Annotated in this window: 16 protein-coding genes and 1 pseudogene; 10 read left to right on the top strand and 7 right to left on the bottom strand. The window is 66.3% G+C overall.

The features are described from left to right. The 3 genes and pseudogenes from G7B69_RS13765 to lptB all read right to left on the bottom strand — a co-directional run. A pseudogene (locus G7B69_RS13765) lies at nucleotides 1-114 on the bottom strand (DNA-binding response regulator); the annotation flags it as partial. A 192-nt stretch (nucleotides 115-306) separates the two neighbouring features. Beyond that, complete coding sequence (gene rpoN / locus G7B69_RS13760; RefSeq protein WP_166180247.1) at nucleotides 307-1,782, bottom strand: RNA polymerase factor sigma-54; 1,476 nt, start codon at nucleotides 1,780-1,782, stop codon at nucleotides 307-309. 22 nt (nucleotides 1,783-1,804) lie between these two features. Beyond that, nucleotides 1,805-2,566: an LPS export ABC transporter ATP-binding protein gene (gene lptB / locus G7B69_RS13755; protein WP_166180263.1), complete on the bottom strand. Its 762-nt coding sequence runs from the start codon at nucleotides 2,564-2,566 to the stop codon at nucleotides 1,805-1,807. A gap of 218 nt (nucleotides 2,567-2,784) precedes the next feature. Here lptB and G7B69_RS13750 point away from each other — a divergent pair, with 218 nt between their 5' ends. Beyond that, nucleotides 2,785-3,165, top strand: coding sequence for a hypothetical protein (locus G7B69_RS13750; protein ID WP_166180245.1), 381 nt, complete (start codon nucleotides 2,785-2,787; stop codon nucleotides 3,163-3,165). A gap of 174 nt (nucleotides 3,166-3,339) precedes the next feature. Further along, nucleotides 3,340-4,569, top strand: coding sequence for a mechanosensitive ion channel family protein (locus tag G7B69_RS13745; protein ID WP_243415182.1), 1,230 nt, complete (start codon nucleotides 3,340-3,342; stop codon nucleotides 4,567-4,569). Nucleotide 4,570: 1 nt separating this feature from the next. On the opposite strand, the gene ppa is transcribed toward G7B69_RS13745, so the two are convergent. Then, nucleotides 4,571-5,107: an inorganic diphosphatase gene (ppa, locus tag G7B69_RS13740; protein ID WP_166180241.1), complete on the bottom strand. Its 537-nt coding sequence runs from the start codon at nucleotides 5,105-5,107 to the stop codon at nucleotides 4,571-4,573. 118 nt (nucleotides 5,108-5,225) lie between these two features. Between ppa and G7B69_RS13735 the strand changes: the two genes are divergently transcribed. Next, nucleotides 5,226-6,335 carry an LLM class flavin-dependent oxidoreductase gene (locus tag G7B69_RS13735; protein WP_166180238.1) on the top strand — a complete coding sequence of 370 codons (1,110 nt, stop codon included), beginning with the start codon at nucleotides 5,226-5,228 and terminating at the stop codon, nucleotides 6,333-6,335. A 1-nt stretch (nucleotide 6,336) separates the two neighbouring features. Here the strand turns inward: G7B69_RS13735 and G7B69_RS13730 are convergent, their stop codons facing one another. Beyond that, a complete protein-coding gene (locus G7B69_RS13730) occupies nucleotides 6,337-7,023 on the bottom strand; it encodes a DUF1345 domain-containing protein (protein WP_166180236.1) in 687 nt (228 codons plus the stop codon). 39 nt (nucleotides 7,024-7,062) lie between these two features. Further along, on the bottom strand, nucleotides 7,063-9,042 hold the full coding sequence (locus G7B69_RS13725; protein ID WP_166180234.1) for a M61 family metallopeptidase: 1,980 nt from the start codon (nucleotides 9,040-9,042) through the stop codon (nucleotides 7,063-7,065). A 94-nt stretch (nucleotides 9,043-9,136) separates the two neighbouring features. On the opposite strand from G7B69_RS13725, the gene hisS reads away from it, so the two are divergent. The 7 genes from hisS (at nucleotide 9,137) to G7B69_RS13690 (ending at nucleotide 16,461) form a co-directional block, all read left to right on the top strand. Beyond that, on the top strand, nucleotides 9,137-10,369 hold the full coding sequence (gene hisS, locus G7B69_RS13720; RefSeq protein ID WP_166180232.1) for a histidine--tRNA ligase: 1,233 nt from the start codon (nucleotides 9,137-9,139) through the stop codon (nucleotides 10,367-10,369). Further along, the gene (gene prfA / locus G7B69_RS13715) at nucleotides 10,366-11,433 is read left to right on the top strand and encodes a peptide chain release factor 1 (protein ID WP_166180230.1); all 1,068 of its coding nucleotides are present in this window, start codon (nucleotides 10,366-10,368) and stop codon (nucleotides 11,431-11,433) included. The genes hisS and prfA overlap by 4 nt, the downstream gene beginning before the upstream one ends. Next, nucleotides 11,430-12,266 carry a peptide chain release factor N(5)-glutamine methyltransferase gene (gene prmC, locus G7B69_RS13710; RefSeq protein ID WP_166180228.1) on the top strand — a complete coding sequence of 279 codons (837 nt, stop codon included), beginning with the start codon at nucleotides 11,430-11,432 and terminating at the stop codon, nucleotides 12,264-12,266. Before prfA ends, prmC begins: the two co-directional genes overlap by 4 nt. Nucleotides 12,267-12,438: 172 nt before the next feature. Further along, nucleotides 12,439-13,149, top strand: coding sequence for a DUF4167 domain-containing protein (locus tag G7B69_RS13705; RefSeq protein WP_166180226.1), 711 nt, complete (start codon nucleotides 12,439-12,441; stop codon nucleotides 13,147-13,149). A 12-nt stretch (nucleotides 13,150-13,161) separates the two neighbouring features. Further along, entirely contained in the window at nucleotides 13,162-14,736 is a 1,575-nt protein-coding gene (lnt, locus tag G7B69_RS13700; protein WP_166180224.1) for an apolipoprotein N-acyltransferase, read from the top strand. Nucleotides 14,737-14,790: 54 nt separating this feature from the next. Then, nucleotides 14,791-15,999: a methionine adenosyltransferase gene (gene metK, locus G7B69_RS13695; protein ID WP_166180222.1), complete on the top strand. Its 1,209-nt coding sequence runs from the start codon at nucleotides 14,791-14,793 to the stop codon at nucleotides 15,997-15,999. A gap of 66 nt (nucleotides 16,000-16,065) precedes the next feature. After that, complete coding sequence (locus tag G7B69_RS13690; RefSeq protein WP_166180220.1) at nucleotides 16,066-16,461, top strand: hypothetical protein; 396 nt, start codon at nucleotides 16,066-16,068, stop codon at nucleotides 16,459-16,461. A gap of 4 nt (nucleotides 16,462-16,465) precedes the next feature. On the opposite strand, the gene G7B69_RS13685 is transcribed toward G7B69_RS13690, so the two are convergent. Beyond that, nucleotides 16,466-17,794 (bottom strand): spinster family MFS transporter, encoded by a 1,329-nt coding sequence (locus tag G7B69_RS13685; protein WP_166180218.1) that lies wholly within the window; start codon nucleotides 17,792-17,794, stop codon nucleotides 16,466-16,468. Between the last annotated feature and the right edge of the window lie 57 nt (nucleotides 17,795-17,851).

Raw genomic sequence — 17,851 nt, 5'->3', positions numbered from 1 at the left:
GTCCAAGCCCTCCTCGCCGAGATCGGTCGAGTAGACGTTGAAGCCCTCTGTCGTCAGCATGAGCTCGATCGCCTTGGCGGTAGTCGGCTCGTCCTCGATCAGCAGTACGCGCATTGCATATGCCCCCTTTGCAACCCCTCGGTAACACCCCGCTAACGGGGATTGCCCGGTATTAACCACGCAAGGTCTCAACGAAAAAGGTTAATAACCGGTTTAAAAGGTTAACGCCTGGCCCGAGTCTTTTCGGCAACACGTAGTCTTACGCGTTCGGGTCCGGCGGGGGCGGAAACGCGGTGAAACGTCCCCTCAGCCGGCTCTCGACAGCTTTTTTTGCCGCCGCCGCTGCACCGAGCTGCCGATGCCTATCGCCTCGCGGTATTTGGCGACCGTGCGGCGGGCGAGGTCAAAGCCCTTATCCCGCAGCAGTTCGACCAGCTTGTCGTCGCTGACGATGTCGTCGGGCGCTTCGGCGTCGCACAGCGCGCGGATCTGCGCCTTGACCGCTTCGGCCGAGATCGAACTCTCGCCGTCGGCCGAAGCGACGCCACTAGTGAAGAAGTACTTCAGCTCGAAAGTCCCGCGGTCGCAGAGGAGGTATTTGTTGCTGGTCACCCGGCTGACGGTCGATTCGTGCATCTCGATCGCTTCGGCCACGGCGCGCAAGGTGAGCGGGCGCAGCATCGACACGCCCTTGCGGAAGAAGCCGTCCTGCTGCTTGACGATCTCTGCGGCCACCCTGAGGATCGTCTTCTGCCGCTGGTCGAGCGCCTTGATCAGCCAGTTGGCGTCGGCGAGCTTCTCTCCCAACCAGGATTTCGCCGCCTTGTCGTGGCAGCCGTCCTTGAGTTCGACGTAGTAACGGCGGTTGACCACCAGGCGCGGCAGAGTCGCTTCGTTAAGGGCAATCGTCCAGCTGCCTTTCGGCCCCGGCGAGATGAGGATGTCGGGCACCACCGGCTCGCGTTCGCCGCCGCCGATCCTGAGGCCGGGCTTGGGGTCATAGCCGCGCAGCTCGGCGAGCATGTCGGCGAAGTCCTCGTCGTCGACGTCGCACATTCGCTTGAGCCGGGCGAACTCGCCGCGGGCGACGAGGTCGAGGTTGCCGATCAGGCGTTCCATGCACGGATCGTAACGGTCCGCCTCCTTCGCCTGCAGCGCGAGGCATTCGCTGAGCGTGCGCGCGCCGACCCCTGTCGGGTCGAGCGACTGGACGACCGCGAGCGCCCGCTCGGTCTCGGCCAGCGCGACGCCGAGATCGCTGGCGACTTCGCGCAAGGGCACGGTGAGATACCCGGCCTCGTCGAGCTGGCCGATCAGGTGGCGGGCGACGAACTCGGATCGCACATCGGGCGCGGCCGCGCCCACCTGGGCTGCGAGGTGCTCGGCCAGTGTGGGCGCGTCGTCTGGGCGTTCCGATATGTCGGGCAGGTCGTCGTCGAAGCCGCCGCCGCCCGTCTGGGCCGACCAGTCGCCGGTGTCGCGGTCGCGGTCGAGCGACTCGGGATCGATGTCGAGCGGGGAATCCGCTTCGCCGCGGCCGCGTTCGATCAGCTGGTCGGAAGTCGGGTCGTCAGGCGCATCCTCACGCACCTCGTCCGGCGTGGCGGCGCGCTCCATCCGCATCTCGCCGGCCTCGAGCAGGGGATTTGCCTCGAGCGCCTCGCCGATGAAGGCCTCGATCTCGAGGTTCGACAGCGTCAGCAGCTTGATCGCCTGCTGCAGCTGCGGCGTCATCACCAGCGATTGCGACTGGCGTAAGTCGAGGCGCGGACCCAGCGCCATCGCTAATGAGGAAGCGCGCGGCTCACAGAGTGAAGCTTTCGCCAAGGTACAGCCGGCGCACGTTCTCGTCGGCGACCAGTTCCTCTGGGCTGCCTGCGAACAGCACCTGACCGCCGTAGATGATGCAGGCCCGGTCGACGATATCGAGCGTCTCGCGCACGTTGTGGTCGGTGATCAGCACGCCGATCCCGCGCCGCTTCAGGTCCTTGATGAGGTCGCGGATGTCGTTGATCGACAGCGGGTCGATGCCTGCGAAGGGCTCGTCGAGCAGCATGATCGAGGGATTTGCGGCCAGCGCGCGGGCGATCTCGCAGCGGCGCCGTTCGCCGCCGGAAAGCGCCATCGCCGCGCTGTCACGCAGCTTGGTCAGGTGGAATTCCTCAAGCAGCTTGTCGAGTTCGGCCAGCCGGGCCTCCTTGTCGGGCTCGACCATCTCCAGCACGCAGGCGATGTTCTGCGCCACGGTCATCCCGCGAAAGATGCTGGTTTCCTGCGGCAGGTAGCCGAGGCCGAGGATGGCGCGGCGGTACATCGGCAGCTTGGTGACGTCGACGCCGTCCATCAGGATGCGACCCGAATCGGGGCGAACGAGGCCCATGATCGAATAGAAGCAGGTCGTCTTGCCGGCGCCGTTGGGGCCGAGCAGGCCGAGCACTTCGCCCTTGCCGACGGTCAGCGAGACGTCCGAGAGGACGTTGCGCTTGTCGTAGCTTTTGGCGATCGAGATCACCTCGAGCCCGCCTTGCGGAATCGGCGGCGCGGCATTGGCCGGGGCCTCGGCCATCTTGCTGGCGAGGACGGCGGTGTCGATCGGATGCGTGTCGAGCGTTGTCATCGGTGGCCCGTTTATCATGGAAAGCTACGTGTTGAAGCCCGATTGGCAAGATTCCTGCATGGCGTTTCGCAATTGCGCCGGAACGCGTCGGCCAGCGGGCGATTATCTCGCTTGCCAGCGCCCGCGGGCTCTGAAATATTCACCTGCGGGCAAGGAGAGGTGCGAGGATGGCCAAGGCGCTGTGGGAGTCCGCGATCGAGGAAAGCGGCAAGAGCCGCAAGGCGATCGACTGGAAGCGGCGGATGAGCGACCATGTTGCTTACGCCCTGCTTGTCTACACCGGCTTGCAGATCTTCGTGACGATGGGCGCGCTCAAGAGCGAGCATGGTTCGATCCTGCCCTATTTCGGGCTGGTGCTGCTGGTCGCCGCGATCATTCCCGGTTGCCGCTTGTTCGAGAAGCGCTGGGAGCGGCTCGCCGATACCGACACTCCGCGGGAGGACCTGGCGCCGCTGTTCACGCGCGATGTTGCGGTGCTGTGGATCGCTGCGATCGGCCTTCCGTTTGTGGTGACCGGCCTGATCAAGCTTCTGCTGGCGCTGTTCTGATCGGCTGATACCGGGAACCAAGTCCCGCCCCTCGTCGCTATGCAGGCGATGAAGGCGGGCCATTTTTTTATCATCGTCCTGGCTGCGCTGGCGTTGCTTTCCGCGACCGGCTCGTCGGCGGCACAGATCCTTCCCACGACCGCGCCGAAGGTTTCTCCGAGTCCGGCGCCCTCCGTGGGACCGACGATCGAAACCGAGGCGGCCAACAACTCCGATGCGCGAATCGCGCGGCGGATTCGCGGAATCTTCTCCGAGCTCCCAAGCCTCGCCCGGGTCACCGTGAAGGTGCAACAGGGCGTGGTCACCCTGCGGGGCGCGGTCGAAGACCCGCGCGACAAGGCGAAGGCCGAAGGAATCGCCGGCCGTGTGTCGGGTGTGGTCACGGTCGAAAACAAGATCGTCCGGGATACTTCGGTCGGCAGCGGGGTCGCCGGGCTCAGGAAGGTCTCCGACAAATTCACGGGAATTGTGGGCTCCCTGCCGCTCCTGGGCGCCGCCTTACTCGTCGCGCTGCTAATCGGCGCCGTCGGCTACCTCATGGCCGGGCTGGGCGGGTTGTGGCTGCGAGTCGCCCGCAACCCTTTCCTGGCCGAGCTGATCGCCAGCGCGATCCGCTTCGTGTTCGTTCTGGGCGGGATCGTCATCGCGCTCGACATGCTCGGCGCGGGGACGCTGCTGGGCGCGGTGCTCGGCGGTGCGGGGGTGGTCGGTCTCGCGCTCGGCTTCGCTATGCGCGACACGATCGAGAACTACGTCTCCTCGCTGATGCTCAGCTTGCGCCAGCCGTTCCAGGCCAACGACATGGTCCGGATCGACAATTGCGAGGGTCGGGTCGTGCGCCTGACCACCCGGGCGACGATCCTGATGACCCCCGAAGGCAATCATTTGCGAGTGCCGAATTCGACCGTGTTCAAGGCAGTCATTCTCAACTTCACCCGCAACCCGCACCGCCGCTTCGACTTTACGCTGCAGATCGACACCAAGGCCGACCCCGCTAAGGCGCGCCACTGCGGGCTCGACGCCTTGAAGTCGCTCGACTTCGTGCTCGACAAACCGGCGCCGGCGGCGTTGGTCAAGGACGCGCTCTACCCCAACATCGCCATCCAGTTCCTCGGCTGGCTCGACCAGTCGAAAACGGATTTCGGCAAAGGGCGCAGCCGGGCGCTGGAGGCGGTGAAGCGGGCGTTGGAAGACAACGGCCTCGCCATTCCCGATCCGATCACCCACGTGCGCATGGAAGCGGGCGAGCGGCTCGCGCAACGCCCGCCCGCGCCACGGGACGCGCCGAAGGGGGAGGACGGTGACGTGACTCCCGAGAGGGCGGTCGCGCAAATGGTCGAGAAGGAGCGCGCCGAAGCGTCGGACAAGAAAGACCTGCTCGACGCGGGCCGCCCCCAGGAGTGAGCTAGGCTTTCGCCGCGTTCGCCCGCTCGATCGCCTCGAGCACGATCCGGCGCGCCTCGGCGGCGTCGCCCCATTGGCCGACGCGAACCCACTTTTCGGCCTCGAGATCCTTGTAGTGGGTGAAGAAGTGCTCGATCTGCTGGAGCACGATCGACGGCAGGTCCTGCCGCTCGCCGACGTCCGAGTAGTACGGAAACGTCGTATCGACCGGCACGCAGATCAACTTCTCGTCGCCGCCGTGCTCGTCCTCGAGGTTGAGCACCCCGATAGGCCGGGCGCGCACCACGCAGCCGGGAATGAACGGGCTGCGCGCGACGACCAGCGCGTCGAGCGGATCGCCGTCGGGGCTCAGCGTGTGCGGCACGAAGCCGTAGTTCGCCGGGTAGCGCATCGGCGTGTGGAGGATGCGGTCGACGAACAGCGCGCCCGATGCCTTGTCGAACTCGTACTTCACCGGCTCGCCGCCGACCGGCACTTCGATGACGACATTGAGGCTTTCTGGCGGATTGTCGCCCGCGGGAATCAGGTCGATGCGCATGGCGGGCGCCCTAGCTGCGGCTTACCGCAAACGCGAGGCGGGAATTGCGACTCGCGGCAAAAAGGCGCAGATTGACTTTGACAAAGTCCGCGCGGGGTGCGGAACAGAGGAGAGAGAGATGCACGTAGGCCTGGCAACCGGATTTGCCTTCCAGGGGCGGCAGGGCGGGTCCGACGCGGACTTCATCCGCGAGGAAATCGACAATCTCGTCATGGCCGAGGAGCTGGGCTTCGATTCGGTGTGGATCACCGAACACCACTTCAGCGACTACTCGATGTCGAATGATCCGCTGCAGCTGCTGACCTACATCGCCGGCAGGACCAAGCACGTGAAGCTCGGCACCCAGTGCATCATCGTGCCGTGGCACAATCCGGTCCGCACGGCCGAGGCGATCGTCAACCTCGACATCCTTTCGGGCGGCCGGGCGATCCTCGGCTTCGGCGGCGGCCTCGCCCAGCATGAATTTGCCGGACTTGGCATCGACATGAGCCAGAGCCGCGAACGCTACAATGACGGGCTCGAGATGATCTGCACCGCGCTCGAGACGGGCGTGATCGAAGGGCAGGGAGCGTTCGCGCACATCGCCAAGAGCACGCTGCGCCCGCGGCCGATCAAGAGCTTCGAGGGTCGCAAGTTCTGCGGCTCGCTGTCGGGCAACTCGATGTACACGGCCGCCAAGATGGGCTGCGGTAATATGGTGCTGATGTTGCCGCAGCGCGGCAAGGACGTCGCGCCCGACAAGTACACCGAGGTATGGAAGGAAGTGAACGGCGCGGATTCGAGCCCGCCGCCGCCGATGCTTAGCGGCAACTTCTACATCGACGAAGATGGCGACTACGCGGAAGCGCAGGGCCGCAAGTACCTCGGCAACACCATGCGCGCGGCGATCAAGAACTATCACCTCGACACGCCCGGGGTCTTCCCGACGATCAAGGGCTACGAGCACTACGAGAAGATGGTCCTCGCTCCCGAGGCGGTCGAACCTTACGTCGAGGACTTCTCGAAGGGCGCGGTCACCGGCACACCGCAGATGATCCTCGAGCGGTTGTGGGAGCTGAAGGAGATCTTCAAGCCGCAGGGATTCTTCCCGCACGTCTATTTCGGCGGCATGCCCAAGGACGAGGCACGCAAGAACATGCGGCTCTTCGCCGAAGAAGTGCTGCCCGAACTGAAAAGCTGGGAAGCGGACGCTTCGATCGACGATCGATTCCTCGAAGCCGCAGAGTAGGCTAGCCGCCTGCGCCGCCGAGCACGTTGATCGTGAAGGCGATCACGCCGATGCTGAACACGAAAGCAGCGAACGAGTGCAGCAGCGCGATGCGGCGCACGCCCGAGGCGGTGATGTTGGTGTCCGACGTCTGAAACGTCATACCGAGCGTGAACGCGAAGTAGAGGAAGTCGTCGTAGGCGGGCGTCTTGGTGCCGGGGAATTCGATGCCGCCAGTATCCACCCCGGTCTCGTCGCTCAGCGAATAATAGGCGTGGGCGTAGTGCAGGGCGTACACGCTGTTGGCGAACAGCCAGATCAGCAAAAGCGTGCCGACCAGCTTGACGATGGCGGCTAGATCGCCGCTTCGCGCGCTATCCAACTCGCCCGAGATGGCGGTCATCGCCACGAAGGTCAGGAATGTCGTGACGACGAGGATCAGCGCCCGGTTGGCGTCGTTCCTCGCCGCGTGTTGGCGGATGCTCTCCGGGCTGTTGTCGCGCAGCAGCGGCATCAACGAACCCAGGAAGATGACCGAGGCCGCATCGAATGCCATTGCCGCGGCTTCGGACCATTTCGTCGCCGGCCAGGCGGCCCGATAGGCAAGATAACCGGCGATGAGCACGGCGAGGAAAAGCAGGAAGCGCCGTGGCGCTATCCTGTTGCCCACGGTCGTGGCTTTGCGCGCCTTCCTCGATGTGTCCGTCACGCCGGCTAGCCTAGCCCGGCATCGTCTTTTCCGCGAGCGCTACTTGCTGTCGTCGTCCTTGTCGGGCGTCTCGGGCGGCAGCGGCCCAGCGCGCGGTGCCAGCAGGCGATCGAGCGGCTGCTCGCCGGCACCCGACGGCTCAATCCACGGGTAACGGAGCCCACCATGATAATCGACCGGCACGGTCATGAATCGGTCGCCACGCTTGACCAGCAACTCGATCGGCTCTTTCGAAGCCTTCGCCGCGCTGATCGCATCCTTGATCGCGTCTGTGTCGTAGGCCTTGCCGTTGACCGCCATCACTTGCCCGCCGGTGACGATCCCGGCGTTGAAAGCCGGGCTGTCCCACAGTGTGCCCGAGACCTTGCCTTCCTTGTCGAGAGAAAAGCCTAGCGAATAGGTCAGGCTGGTCGACTTGCCGTCCTTCTCGCGCGCGGCGGCGTAGGGATTCGGCTTATCCTTCCAGACCAGCTTGTAGCCGGCCATTTCGATGCCCTTGACCGGCGCCGGCTGGCCCGGGCGGTAGAATCGATCCTTGAGGAAGGTTGCCCAGTCGTACTTGTACACGCCGTTCAGCGTCGCCACGACATCATCGAAGGTATAGGTCAGCTGGCCGATATCGCCCGGGCGCACGCCGAAGAACGCCTTGGCGAAATCGTCGATCCCCTTCGCGCCCCGGGTGCCTTGGCGGATGATCTGGTCGACTTCGAGCCAGACCAGCATGCCTTCGTTGTAGTAGTCCTCGTTACGACTAAAGTCGCCGTAGGGCTGCGGCCGGCGCGAATCGACGATCGGATCGTTGGTCGTGTCCTCGACAGAGCGCCACGCCCGGCCGGACTGGGTCGAGTAGTAGCCCGCCGAATTGGCGATCTCGCCGAGCACCGTGTCCTTGCGCTGGGTGCCCGAGCGCGCCGAAAGGACGTGGCCCCAGAACTGGTCCTGCCCTTCGTAGACCCACAGCAGGCTGTTCTGCATCGGCTGGCGGTAATCGGGGGTCCAGAGATCCGCCGGGCGGCGGTACTTGCCGTCCCAGCTGTGGTTGAACTCGTGGGCGATGACGTTGCGGTCGTAGTCCTTCGCCTGCCACTTGATGAAGCTTTCGGGATCGAGCGAACTCTCGTTCGAGCGCTGGTGCTCCAGGCCGATCCCGCCGAGCTTGTCCGAAAGCGAGACCAGGAAGTCGTAGTGATCGAAGTGGAACGCGCCGTGGGCGGCATAGGCTTCGTCGACCAGCTTTTGGAACGCGGCCAGATGCTCGGGAGCGAGCGGAAGATCCTTGGCTTCGTCGGCGACGGCGTCGAGCTTGACGTTGTGGCCGAGATCGTACTGCCGGGCGTACTTGCCGGCGAGGATCGGAGAGTCCACCAGCTGCTCGTAGTCGACGTTGCGCCAGGTGACGGTGTCGCCCTTGCGGGTCTGGCCGTCGAGCGCCGTAAACACCTGCCAGCCCTGTGGCACCGTGACACTCGGCGCGAACGGAATCTGGCGTACGAAATAACCCGCGGGATAGAAGCTCATCTTCTCCCACTGCAGGCTGAGCATCTCAGGCGTCATCACGACGCGTCCCTCGCTCCGCTGCAGGGGCGAGGTGTGGACGAACTTGGCGGTGATTTCCTTGGCGCCGGCGGGGACCGGGACGTGGAACGCATAGACCTCGATCGGGTCTCGCGTCCACGCGAGCTCCTTGCCGTCGGCCAGGAAATGTACGTCGGCAATCAGGTTGATCGTGCCGGTGGGGCTGTGATGGCCCGGCAGCCATTGCGGCAGCTGCAGGATCAAGTCGCTTTGCCCGGCCGGAACCGGCACAGTCTCGGTAACGCGGAACACGCCGCGCTGGACGTCCGTCGCGTCGATCTTGAGGTCGATCGTGCCGGGAAACGGCACGTCACGAGGGGCGGGGATGCTGCTGACCGCCGAGACCGGCACCGGCGTCGTTCTCGGGACTTGCGCGGGAGCGGCGGCTGGGATGCTTAGGATCAAGCAGGCGGCGAGTGGTGCGACCACAAAATAGCGACTCATGGGCGCCGCTCATGCCGACAACCGGTTTCATCTGCAACCCTTTCGGCGCATGCGCTTTGCGAACCGGCGCATTTGGATTAAGCGCCCGGGCGCCATGAGCAGTATTGAAACGCCCCGCCCGATCCGCGGCACGCAGGACATCTTCGGCGCCGATGCCGAGGCCTTTGCGCACGTCGTCGAAACGTTCGAGCGGGTGCGCAAGCTCTACCGCTTTCGCCGGATCGAAATGCCGGTGTTCGAGAAGACCGAGGTATTCTCCCGCTCGCTTGGCGAAACGACCGACGTGGTCTCGAAGGAGATGTATTCGTTCGAGGACCGCGGCGGGGAATCGCTCACCCTGCGGCCCGAGTTCACCGCCGGGATCGCCCGCGCCTACCTGACCGACGGCTGGCAGCAATACGCCCCGCTCAAGGTTGCGACCCACGGACCGCTGTTCCGCTACGAGCGCCCGCAGAAGGGACGCTACCGCCAGTTCCACCAGCTCGACGCCGAGATCATCGGCGCCGCCGAACCGCAGGCCGACGTCGAGCTGCTGGCGATGGCCGACCAGCTACTCAAGGAGCTGGGCATCGCGGACGGCGTGACGCTGCAGCTCAACACGCTCGGCGATGGCGACAGCCGCGAGGGCTGGCGCGCGGCGCTAGTGTCGTACTTCCGCGCGCACCGGCACCAGTTGTCGGAGGACAGCCAGGACCGCCTTGAGCGCAACCCGCTGCGCATCCTCGACAGCAAGGACCCGCGCGACAAGCCGTTCGTCGCCGACGCGCCGGAGATCGACGATTACCTCTCGGGCGAAGCTCAGGACTACTTCGGCAAGGTCTGCGAGGGGCTGCAAGCCGCCGGCGTCGCCTGGACCCGCGCCCCGGCGCTCGTGCGCGGCCTCGACTACTACCGGCACACCGCGTTCGAGTTCGTCACCGACCGGTTGGGCGCGCAGGGCACGGTGCTCGGCGGCGGGCGCTACGACGGACTTATCGAAACGCTAGGCGGCGCGCACACGCCGGCGGTCGGCTGGGCCGCTGGCATTGAGCGGCTGGCGATGCTGGTCGGTGGCGCGAGTGAGGACGTCGCCGATTGCATCGTGGTCGTCGAAGAGGATGCGCTCATGCAGGAGGGCATTCGATCGGTCGGGTTACTGCGAAACGGCGGACTCAGCGCCGAACTGCTTTCCAGCGGCTCTCCGCGCAAACGTTTCGACAAGGCGGTCAAGCAACAACCGCGGGCGATCCTGGCCTTGTCGTCTCAGGAAGGTGAAGTCAGTTCGCGCTTTCACGGCAGCGACGACGACGAGGGACTGATCCGCGCGATCCTGTCCGGAAACGCATGACAATTCCCGAAGAGCGCCTGGCGCAGATTTCGCATCGCTTCGCCGAGCTTGAAGCGCGTCTTGCCTCGGGCACGCTGGCGACCGACGAGTTCGTCGCGGCGAGCCGGGACTACTCCGAGCTCGAGCCGGTGGCCAAGGCAGCGCAGGAAGTGCGCGAGATGCGCACCGAGATTGCCGAGCTTTCGGCGCTGACGCAGGACCCGGAGATGCGCGCCCTCGCCGACGAGGAACTCGCCGAGCTGCGCCAGAGGCTGCCCGAGGCCGAGCACCGCCTCGCCATCGCCATGCTGCCGCGCGATTCCGCCGACAGCCGTCCGGCGATGCTCGAAATCCGCGCCGGAACCGGCGGCGACGAGGCGGCGCTGTTCGCAGCCGACTTGTTCCGCATGTACGAGGGCTATGCCGCGACGCAGGGCTGGAAGGTCGAGACCGTCAGTATCAATGCCAATGACCTCGGCGGCTTCAAGGAAATCGTCGCCCAGATCAACGGCACCGGCGTGTTCGCCAAGCTCAAATTCGAGAGCGGCGTCCACCGCGTCCAGCGCGTGCCCGTCACCGAGAGCGGCGGGCGCATCCACACCTCGGCGGCAACCGTCGCCGTCCTGCCCGAGCCGACCGAGGTCGACGTCCAGATCGAAGACAAGGACTTGCGGATCGATATCTATCGCGCGTCGGGCGCCGGCGGCCAGCACGTCAACAAGACCGATTCCGCCGTCCGCCTGACGCACCTGCCGACCGGCATCGTCGTGGCGATGCAGGATGAGCGCAGCCAGCACCGCAACCGCGCCAAGGCGATGGATGTGCTGCGCGCGCGCATCTACGAGAAGATGCGCAGCGAGGCGCATGGCGCCGAGGCCGAGGCGCGCAAGGCGATGGTCGGCAGCGGCGACCGCTCGGAGCGCATCCGCACCTATAACTTCCCGCAAGGCCGGGTGACCGATCACCGCATCGGCCTGACCCTGCACAAGCTGCCCGAGGTCCTCTCCGGGAATGGCCTCGGCGAGATGATCGATGCCCTGATCGCCGAGGACGAGGCCAAGCGGCTGGCCGCGATGGGCGAATGAGCACTGTGGCTCAAGCGCTGCGCGAGGCGGCGCGGGGGCTCGAAAGCGTATCCGACACCGCGCGGCTCGATGCCGAGCTGCTGATGGCCGAGGCGCTGGGGGTTTCCCGGTCCGAGCTGCTGTTGCGGCATGTCGGCGATCCGGAGCCCGATGTCTTTGCCGGCCTGGTCAGGCGCCGCCTGGCGTACGAGCCCGTCGCGCAAATCCTTGGCCGCAAGGAATTCTACGGCCGCGAGTTTCGCGTCTGCCGTGACGTCCTCACTCCCCGTGCGGACAGCGAGACGACCCTCGCTGCGGCGCTCGAAGCGTGCCCGCCCGATGCCCGCATCCTCGATTGCGGCACCGGCTCGGGCGCCTTGCTGCTGACTCTCCTGGCGGAGCTGCCCGGCGCACGCGGCATCGGCATCGACCGCTCCGAAGCGGCCCTGGCGGTGGCCGCCGATAACGCCGTCCGTCTGGGCCTCGCGGACAGGGCCGAGATGCGGCTGGCCGATTGGCACGAGCCGGATTGGTCTGCCGGGCTCGGCCGGTTCGACTGCGTCATCGCCAACCCGCCTTACGTCGAAACCGGCGCCGATCTCGATCCATCGGTGTGTGAGTTCGAGCCCGCCGGCGCGCTCTTTGCCGGTCCCGACGGTCTCGACGATTATCGCACGCTGGTGCCGCAACTGCCCGGGCTGCTCGAACCCGGCGGCGTCGCCGTACTGGAAATCGGGGCCTCGCAGGCCGAGGCCGTTGCGGCCATCGCCGCCGACGCCGGCTTCGCCAGCGAATTGCGGCGCGACCTCGGCGGGCGCGCACGCGCGCTGGTCTTGCGTAAAACCCGCGATTAGGACTTGTTTAATCCCGGCGCAGGCATTACCTCCAACACAGACCAGCGGCGCACGGACCTTTTGTCCCGGCCGGGTCTAACTCCATCATTTGCATGCAGGGCAGCCAGAAAGAGCTGCTGGATAAAGCAGAGGTGGGGACCACGAGCGCATTTGGGCGCCGTGGCGAGGGGTCATGACGCGTCCGGAAGGGATCCGGACCGTCACACAAGCAAGGAAGCGTATTCCCTTGAACAACAACAATCGTAATAACAATCGCCGTCGCGGCCGTAGCAACCGTGGCCCGGGCGGGGGCAATCAGGGCAATCGGATCGACAGCCGGGCGCGCGGCAACGCGCCCCAGATGCTCGAGAAGTACAAGAAGATGGCGCACGACGCCTCCTTGAACGGCGACCGGGTGCAGACCGAATATTACCTGCAGTTCGCGGATCACTATTTCCGGGTGATCGCCGACACGCGCTCGCAGAACGAGCCGCGCCCCCGTCGCGACGATCGCGACCAGGATGATTCCAGCGACGGTGAAAACGAGTTCGAGGACAACACGAACCGCTCGGGGCGCGACAGCCGCGATTTTCGCGATGCCGACGATTCGGCCGAAGGCCATCGTCGCAACGAAGGCGAAGAGGTTTCGCAGGACGACGAGGAGAACCCGTTCGTCGCCGAAAGCCGGCCGCGGCGCAACAATCGCCCGCGCAACGGGCGCGCCGGCAACGCGAACGGCGCCGCCGAGCGCGATGAGGAACCCTCGGCCGGGCTCGATCCGGCCAGCTTGCCTCCCGCGATCGGCACTGAAAGCGACGCCGGCGAAGAAGAAGCCCGTCCGCGCCGCCGGGCGCGCCGGCCCCGCGATGCGGGTGACGACGAGGCACTCGAAGCGGTCGGCTGATAGCCTTTCGAGATGATGCGCGCGGCTGACGCGATCGATTGGATCCTGTCGCGCCCGCGCCCGCTGGCGCTTCTGCTGGGCGTTGTCGCAGCGACCGGCTTCCAGCCTCTTGGATTGTGGCCACTGGCTCTAGGTGCCATCGGCCTTTTCATTCTGCTGGTCGAGCGCGCGCTTAGTTGGCGCGGCGCGGCCTGGCTCGGCTGGTTGTTCGGTCTCGCCCATTTCACTTTCGGCAATGCCTGGATCGCCACCGCCTTCACATACCAGGCGCAGATGCCGGCCGTACTCGGTTGGGTCGCCGTGCCGCTGTTGTCGCTTTACCTCGCGGTCTATCCGGCGCTGGCCGCAGCCGGCGCGAAGCTGGTGGCGGGGCGCGGCGGGCGCATTGCAACGTTGCTCGCCTTTGCTGGTTGCTGGACCGTCTCCGAGTGGCTGCGCGGGTGGGTGTTCACGGGTTTCCCGTGGAACCCGTTCGGGGTCGTGCTGGTCGGGCCGCTCGACCGGCCGGGCCTGGCGGCGCTGGCGCCATGGCTCGGGACTTACGCCCTGTCGGGCCTTGCGGTGCTGCTGGGCGGCGGGTTGGTGCTGGCTTTGCGCGAACGTCGCTGGCTCGCCGGTGGAGCGGCCGCCACTTTGCTCGTTGTCGGTATGTACATACCGGCAGGGAGAGCTGCTCAGGGACACCTGCGCTTCACGCTGGTCCAGCCCGACGTGCCGCAGCCCCAACTCGACGATCCGCGGCTCTACGAAGCCAACTTCCAGAAGACTGCCGCGCTCTCGTTGCCAAGGCGGCCGGATACGCGGCGGCTCGTCCTGTGGCCCGAGTCCGGCCTTCCCGACTATCTGCGCGAAGGCTATCCGCAGCGCCTCTACAACACTACCACAGCGTTCGCCGACCCGGTGCTCGCACGCCGCCGGCTCGGTCGCGTGATCGGTCCCGGCGGCCTTCTGCTGACCGGAGCTGCCGATCTCGAGATCGCCCACGGCCACGTGGTGGGCGCCTACAACGTGGTGACCGCGGTCAACTCTGCGGGTGAGATCGTCGGCAGCTACGCCAAGGCGCATCTGGTGCCCTACGGCGAGTATCTCGCCCTGCGCTGGCTGCTCGAGCCGCTCGGAGCGCGGCGGCTGGTCGCCGGCTCGATCGACTTCATTCCAGGTCCCGGGCCGCGGACGCTCGACCTCGGCGCGTGGGGCAAGGCGGGCGTGCAAGTGTGCTACGAGATCGTCTTCTCCGGCCAGGTTGTCGATCGCAAGCACCGCCCCGATTACCTTTTCAACGATTCGAACGACGGCTGGTTCGGCGCATTCGGCCCGCCTCAGCACCTCGCGCAGGCGCGACTGCGGGCGGTCGAGGAAGGCCTGCCGATCCTGCGCGCGACGACCACCGGCGTGAGCGCGGTGATCGATGCGCGAGGCGTCGTTCGCCAGTACGTGCCGACGCACCGGGCGGACCGTCTCGACGGGGTGATTCCACCCGCCGCTCCGCCGACCCTGTTCTCCCGGCTCGGCAACATTCTCGCGCTTGGCTGGGCGCTATTAGTTCTTTTGCTCGCGCGCGTTGCCATGCGCCGGAGTGCCCGTTAGACCGCCTTCTCGAACCCGTCCGGGCCAAGTCAATCTCCAGAGGATCGAAGCCAAATGCGCAACAGCTACCTGTTCACGTCGGAAAGCGTTTCGGAAGGACATCCTGACAAGGTCTCGGACCAGATCTCCGATGCAATCGTGGACTTGTTCCTGGCCAAGGACCCCGAAGCGCGAGTGGCCTGCGAGACTCTGACGACGACCCAGCTCGTCGTGCTCGCCGGCGAAATCCGCTGCAAGGGCGTGTACGAGAACGGCCAGTGGGCGCCGGGCGCGCTCGAGGAGATCGAACAGACGGTACGCAACACCGTGCGCGAGATAGGTTACGAGCAGGACGGCTTCCACTGGAAGACCCTGACGTTCGAGAACCATCTCCACGGCCAGTCGGCGCACATCGCGCAAGGCGTCGACGCCGGCGAGAACAAGGACGAAGGCGCCGGCGACCAGGGCATCATGTTCGGCTTCGCCTGCGACGAGACGCCCGACCTTATGCCGGCGACGCTGTACTACAGCCACAAGATCCTCGAGCGCATGGCCGCCGACCGTCATTCGGGCGCGGCGCCGTTCCTCGAGCCCGACACCAAGAGCCAGGTCACGCTGCGCTTCGCCAACGGCAAGCCGGTCTCGGCGACGGCGATCGTCGTCTCGACGCAGCACGCCAAGGGCTACGATGCCGGCGACAAGGAAGCAGAGCTCAAGGCTTACGTGAAGAAGATCGTGGCCGAAGTGCTTCCGGCCGATCTGCTGAGCGACGAGACCGTTTATCACATCAACCCGACCGGCAGCTTCGAGATCGGCGGGCCTGACGGCGACGCCGGGTTGACCGGGCGCAAGATCATCGTCGACACGTACGGCGGCGCGGCGCCGCACGGCGGCGGCGCGTTCAGTGGCAAGGACCCGACCAAGGTCGATCGCTCGGCCGCTTACATCGCCCGCTACCTCGCCAAGAACATCGTGGCCGCCGGCCTCGCCAAGCGCTGCACGATCCAGCTGGCCTACGCCATCGGCGTCGCCAAACCGCTGTCGCTCTACGTCGACACCCACGGCACCGGCACCGTCGAGGACGGCGCGATCGAGCAGGCGATCAACGCCATCGACAAGCTCGGCGGCCTGACCCCGCGCGGCATTCGCACGCACCTCGGGCTCAACAAGCCGATCTACCGCAAGACCGCGGCCTATGGGCATTTCGGGCGCCAGCCCGAGGGCGACTTCTTCCCGTGGGAGAAGACCGACCTCGTCGCCGACCTCAAGGCCGCGCTCGGCTGAGGTTCTGCGCCGGTCAGCCACCGTTAAGCGACCGGGTGCGACGTTGGCGGGGAAGGGAGAAGAGATATGACAACGAAGATCCTCATCCCCGCCGCCCTCGCCGTCGCGGCGCTCGTTGCGGCCATGCCGGCTGCCGCCGCGCACGAGAAGGGTGAAGCCAAGCTCGCCAAGATCATCGACGGGCGCGTGGCTGGCAAGCCTGTCCATTGCCTGAGCACCTTCCAGCGGCGCGACCTCGAGGTTGTCGACAGGACCGCGTTCGTGTTCAAGGACGGCGACACCCTCTATGTCAACCGTCCCTCGGGCGCGAACTTCCTGACCTGGAGCGACGTGCCGGTGTTCAAGATCTGGGGCAGCGAGCTGTGCGACAAGGACCTCGTCCACCTGCACGATTCGTCGACCTGGATGCCGGGCGCCACGCTCAGCCTCGGCGAGTTCGTCCCCTACAAGCGCGCCGGCTGAAGCGTCAGTCGTCAACCGCTCGCACACGGGCGAGGTCGGGCCCGATGTGGCGCGCGGCGAGCAGGTAATGGGCAGCTGACCACAGGTAGATTGCGGCGGTGATTGCCATGGCGTAGGCAAGTCCGTCACCGCTGCCGAAGCGCGGCGCGAGACGGTCGCTGAGCCAGCCGACAAGCAACGGCCCCAAGCCCTGCCCGATCAGCCCATAGATCCCATTGAGCAGCGCCGAGCCCGTCGCCCGCATGCGCGAGTGGAACAGGTTCTGGAACACCCCGAAGGTGACTCCGAGGTAGGTGTACTGGAACAGCGCCGCGACGAATACCAAGGCGAGCAAGGGGATCACCTCGCTGCGGGTGATCGCAAGAATGTAGATGGGCGCCGCGACCAGCAGGCACAGACCCGGCACCTCGGCATAAGCCGCCGGGCGGCGCTCGCCGAACCAGTCGGCCAGCCGCCCGCCGAGGATCACCGAGATCGCGCCCGGCAGGCTCGCCAGCAGGCCGGCGAAGAGCCCGGCTTGTGCCAGCGACATCTCGAACTTGCGGACGAGCAGGAAGGCGACGAAGCTGTTGAGCCCGAAGCCGACCATCGAGGCGAGAGTCGAGCCGGCGAGCAGGTGCCGCGCGCTGGCGAAGCCGAATAGGCGCGAGACCACGGCCCAGAACGCCGGCACGTCGTCGTTCGCCTCGCGGTCATAGCGTCCGCGCGGCGGTTCGGCGATCAACGCCCATGCCAGCACCGCCAGAAGCAGCCCGGGAATGGTGACCACCAGGAAGGCGTGGCGCCAGCCGTATTCCTGCCCGATCCAGGCGCCGCCGGCCGAGCCGAGGAAGGCGCCGATCGGCGGCGCCAGCAGCAGCACCGACATCGCGGTCGCGCGCCGCTCGGGCGGAAAGTAGTCGGCGATCACCGACTGGTTGGCCGGCAGCCCGACCGCCTCGCCGACGCCGACGCCGACGCGGGCCAGCAGCAACTGTGTGAAGTTGCCGACGAGGCCGCAGGCGGCCGTCGCCAGCGACCACAAGGCCGTGCCGACAGCGATCAGCGACACGCGATGCCCGCGCTCGGCAAAGCGAGCGACGGCGATCCCGAGAGTGACGTTGAGCACCGCGAAGGCGAGACCGGTGAGCAGGCCGACCTCGGTGTCGCTCAAGTGGAACTCCGCTTTCACCGGCACCGCCAGCACGTTCATCACGATGCGGTCGACAAACCCTATCGTGGCGATCGCGGTGAGCAGCGACAGCGCCAGCCAAGGGGCGTCGCGGCGCGGGTTCACCGGCGGGTTCTCCGGCAGTCCGGCGAAGCGCCGCGAATCGAACCGAGAGCGACCCAAACGACACTTCCTACATTTCTCTGGCTCGGCAAGACCCGAGGATTCCTGCGGTGTTGC

Origin of the sequence: Croceibacterium segetis (genome assembly GCF_011320115.1) — a bacterium.
Classification (GTDB): Bacteria; Pseudomonadota; Alphaproteobacteria; order Sphingomonadales; family Sphingomonadaceae; genus Croceibacterium_B; species Croceibacterium_B segetis.
This window is presented reverse-complemented; position numbering and strand designations above follow the sequence as displayed.

Bases quoted from the DNA above. Each gene is read 5' to 3' on its own strand.
- rpoN (WP_166180247.1), bottom strand. From the start codon at position 1,782: ATGGCGCTGGGTCCGCGCCTCGACTTACGCCAGTCGCAATCGCTGGTG.
- lptB (WP_166180263.1), bottom strand. From the start codon at position 2,566: ATGGCCGAGGCCCCGGCCAATGCCGCGCCGCCGATTCCGCAAGGCGGG.
- G7B69_RS13750 (WP_166180245.1), top strand. From the start codon at position 2,785: ATGGCCAAGGCGCTGTGGGAGTCCGCGATCGAGGAAAGCGGCAAGAGC.
- ppa (WP_166180241.1), bottom strand. From the start codon at position 5,107: ATGCGCATCGACCTGATTCCCGCGGGCGACAATCCGCCAGAAAGCCTC.
- G7B69_RS13735 (WP_166180238.1), top strand. From the start codon at position 5,226: ATGCACGTAGGCCTGGCAACCGGATTTGCCTTCCAGGGGCGGCAGGGC.
- G7B69_RS13725 (WP_166180234.1), bottom strand. From the start codon at position 9,042: ATGAGTCGCTATTTTGTGGTCGCACCACTCGCCGCCTGCTTGATCCTA.
- hisS (WP_166180232.1), top strand. From the start codon at position 9,137: ATGAGCAGTATTGAAACGCCCCGCCCGATCCGCGGCACGCAGGACATC.
- prfA (WP_166180230.1), top strand. From the start codon at position 10,366: ATGACAATTCCCGAAGAGCGCCTGGCGCAGATTTCGCATCGCTTCGCC.
- prmC (WP_166180228.1), top strand. From the start codon at position 11,430: ATGAGCACTGTGGCTCAAGCGCTGCGCGAGGCGGCGCGGGGGCTCGAA.
- G7B69_RS13705 (WP_166180226.1), top strand. From the start codon at position 12,439: ATGACGCGTCCGGAAGGGATCCGGACCGTCACACAAGCAAGGAAGCGT.
- lnt (WP_166180224.1), top strand. From the start codon at position 13,162: ATGATGCGCGCGGCTGACGCGATCGATTGGATCCTGTCGCGCCCGCGC.
- metK (WP_166180222.1), top strand. From the start codon at position 14,791: ATGCGCAACAGCTACCTGTTCACGTCGGAAAGCGTTTCGGAAGGACAT.
- G7B69_RS13690 (WP_166180220.1), top strand. From the start codon at position 16,066: ATGACAACGAAGATCCTCATCCCCGCCGCCCTCGCCGTCGCGGCGCTC.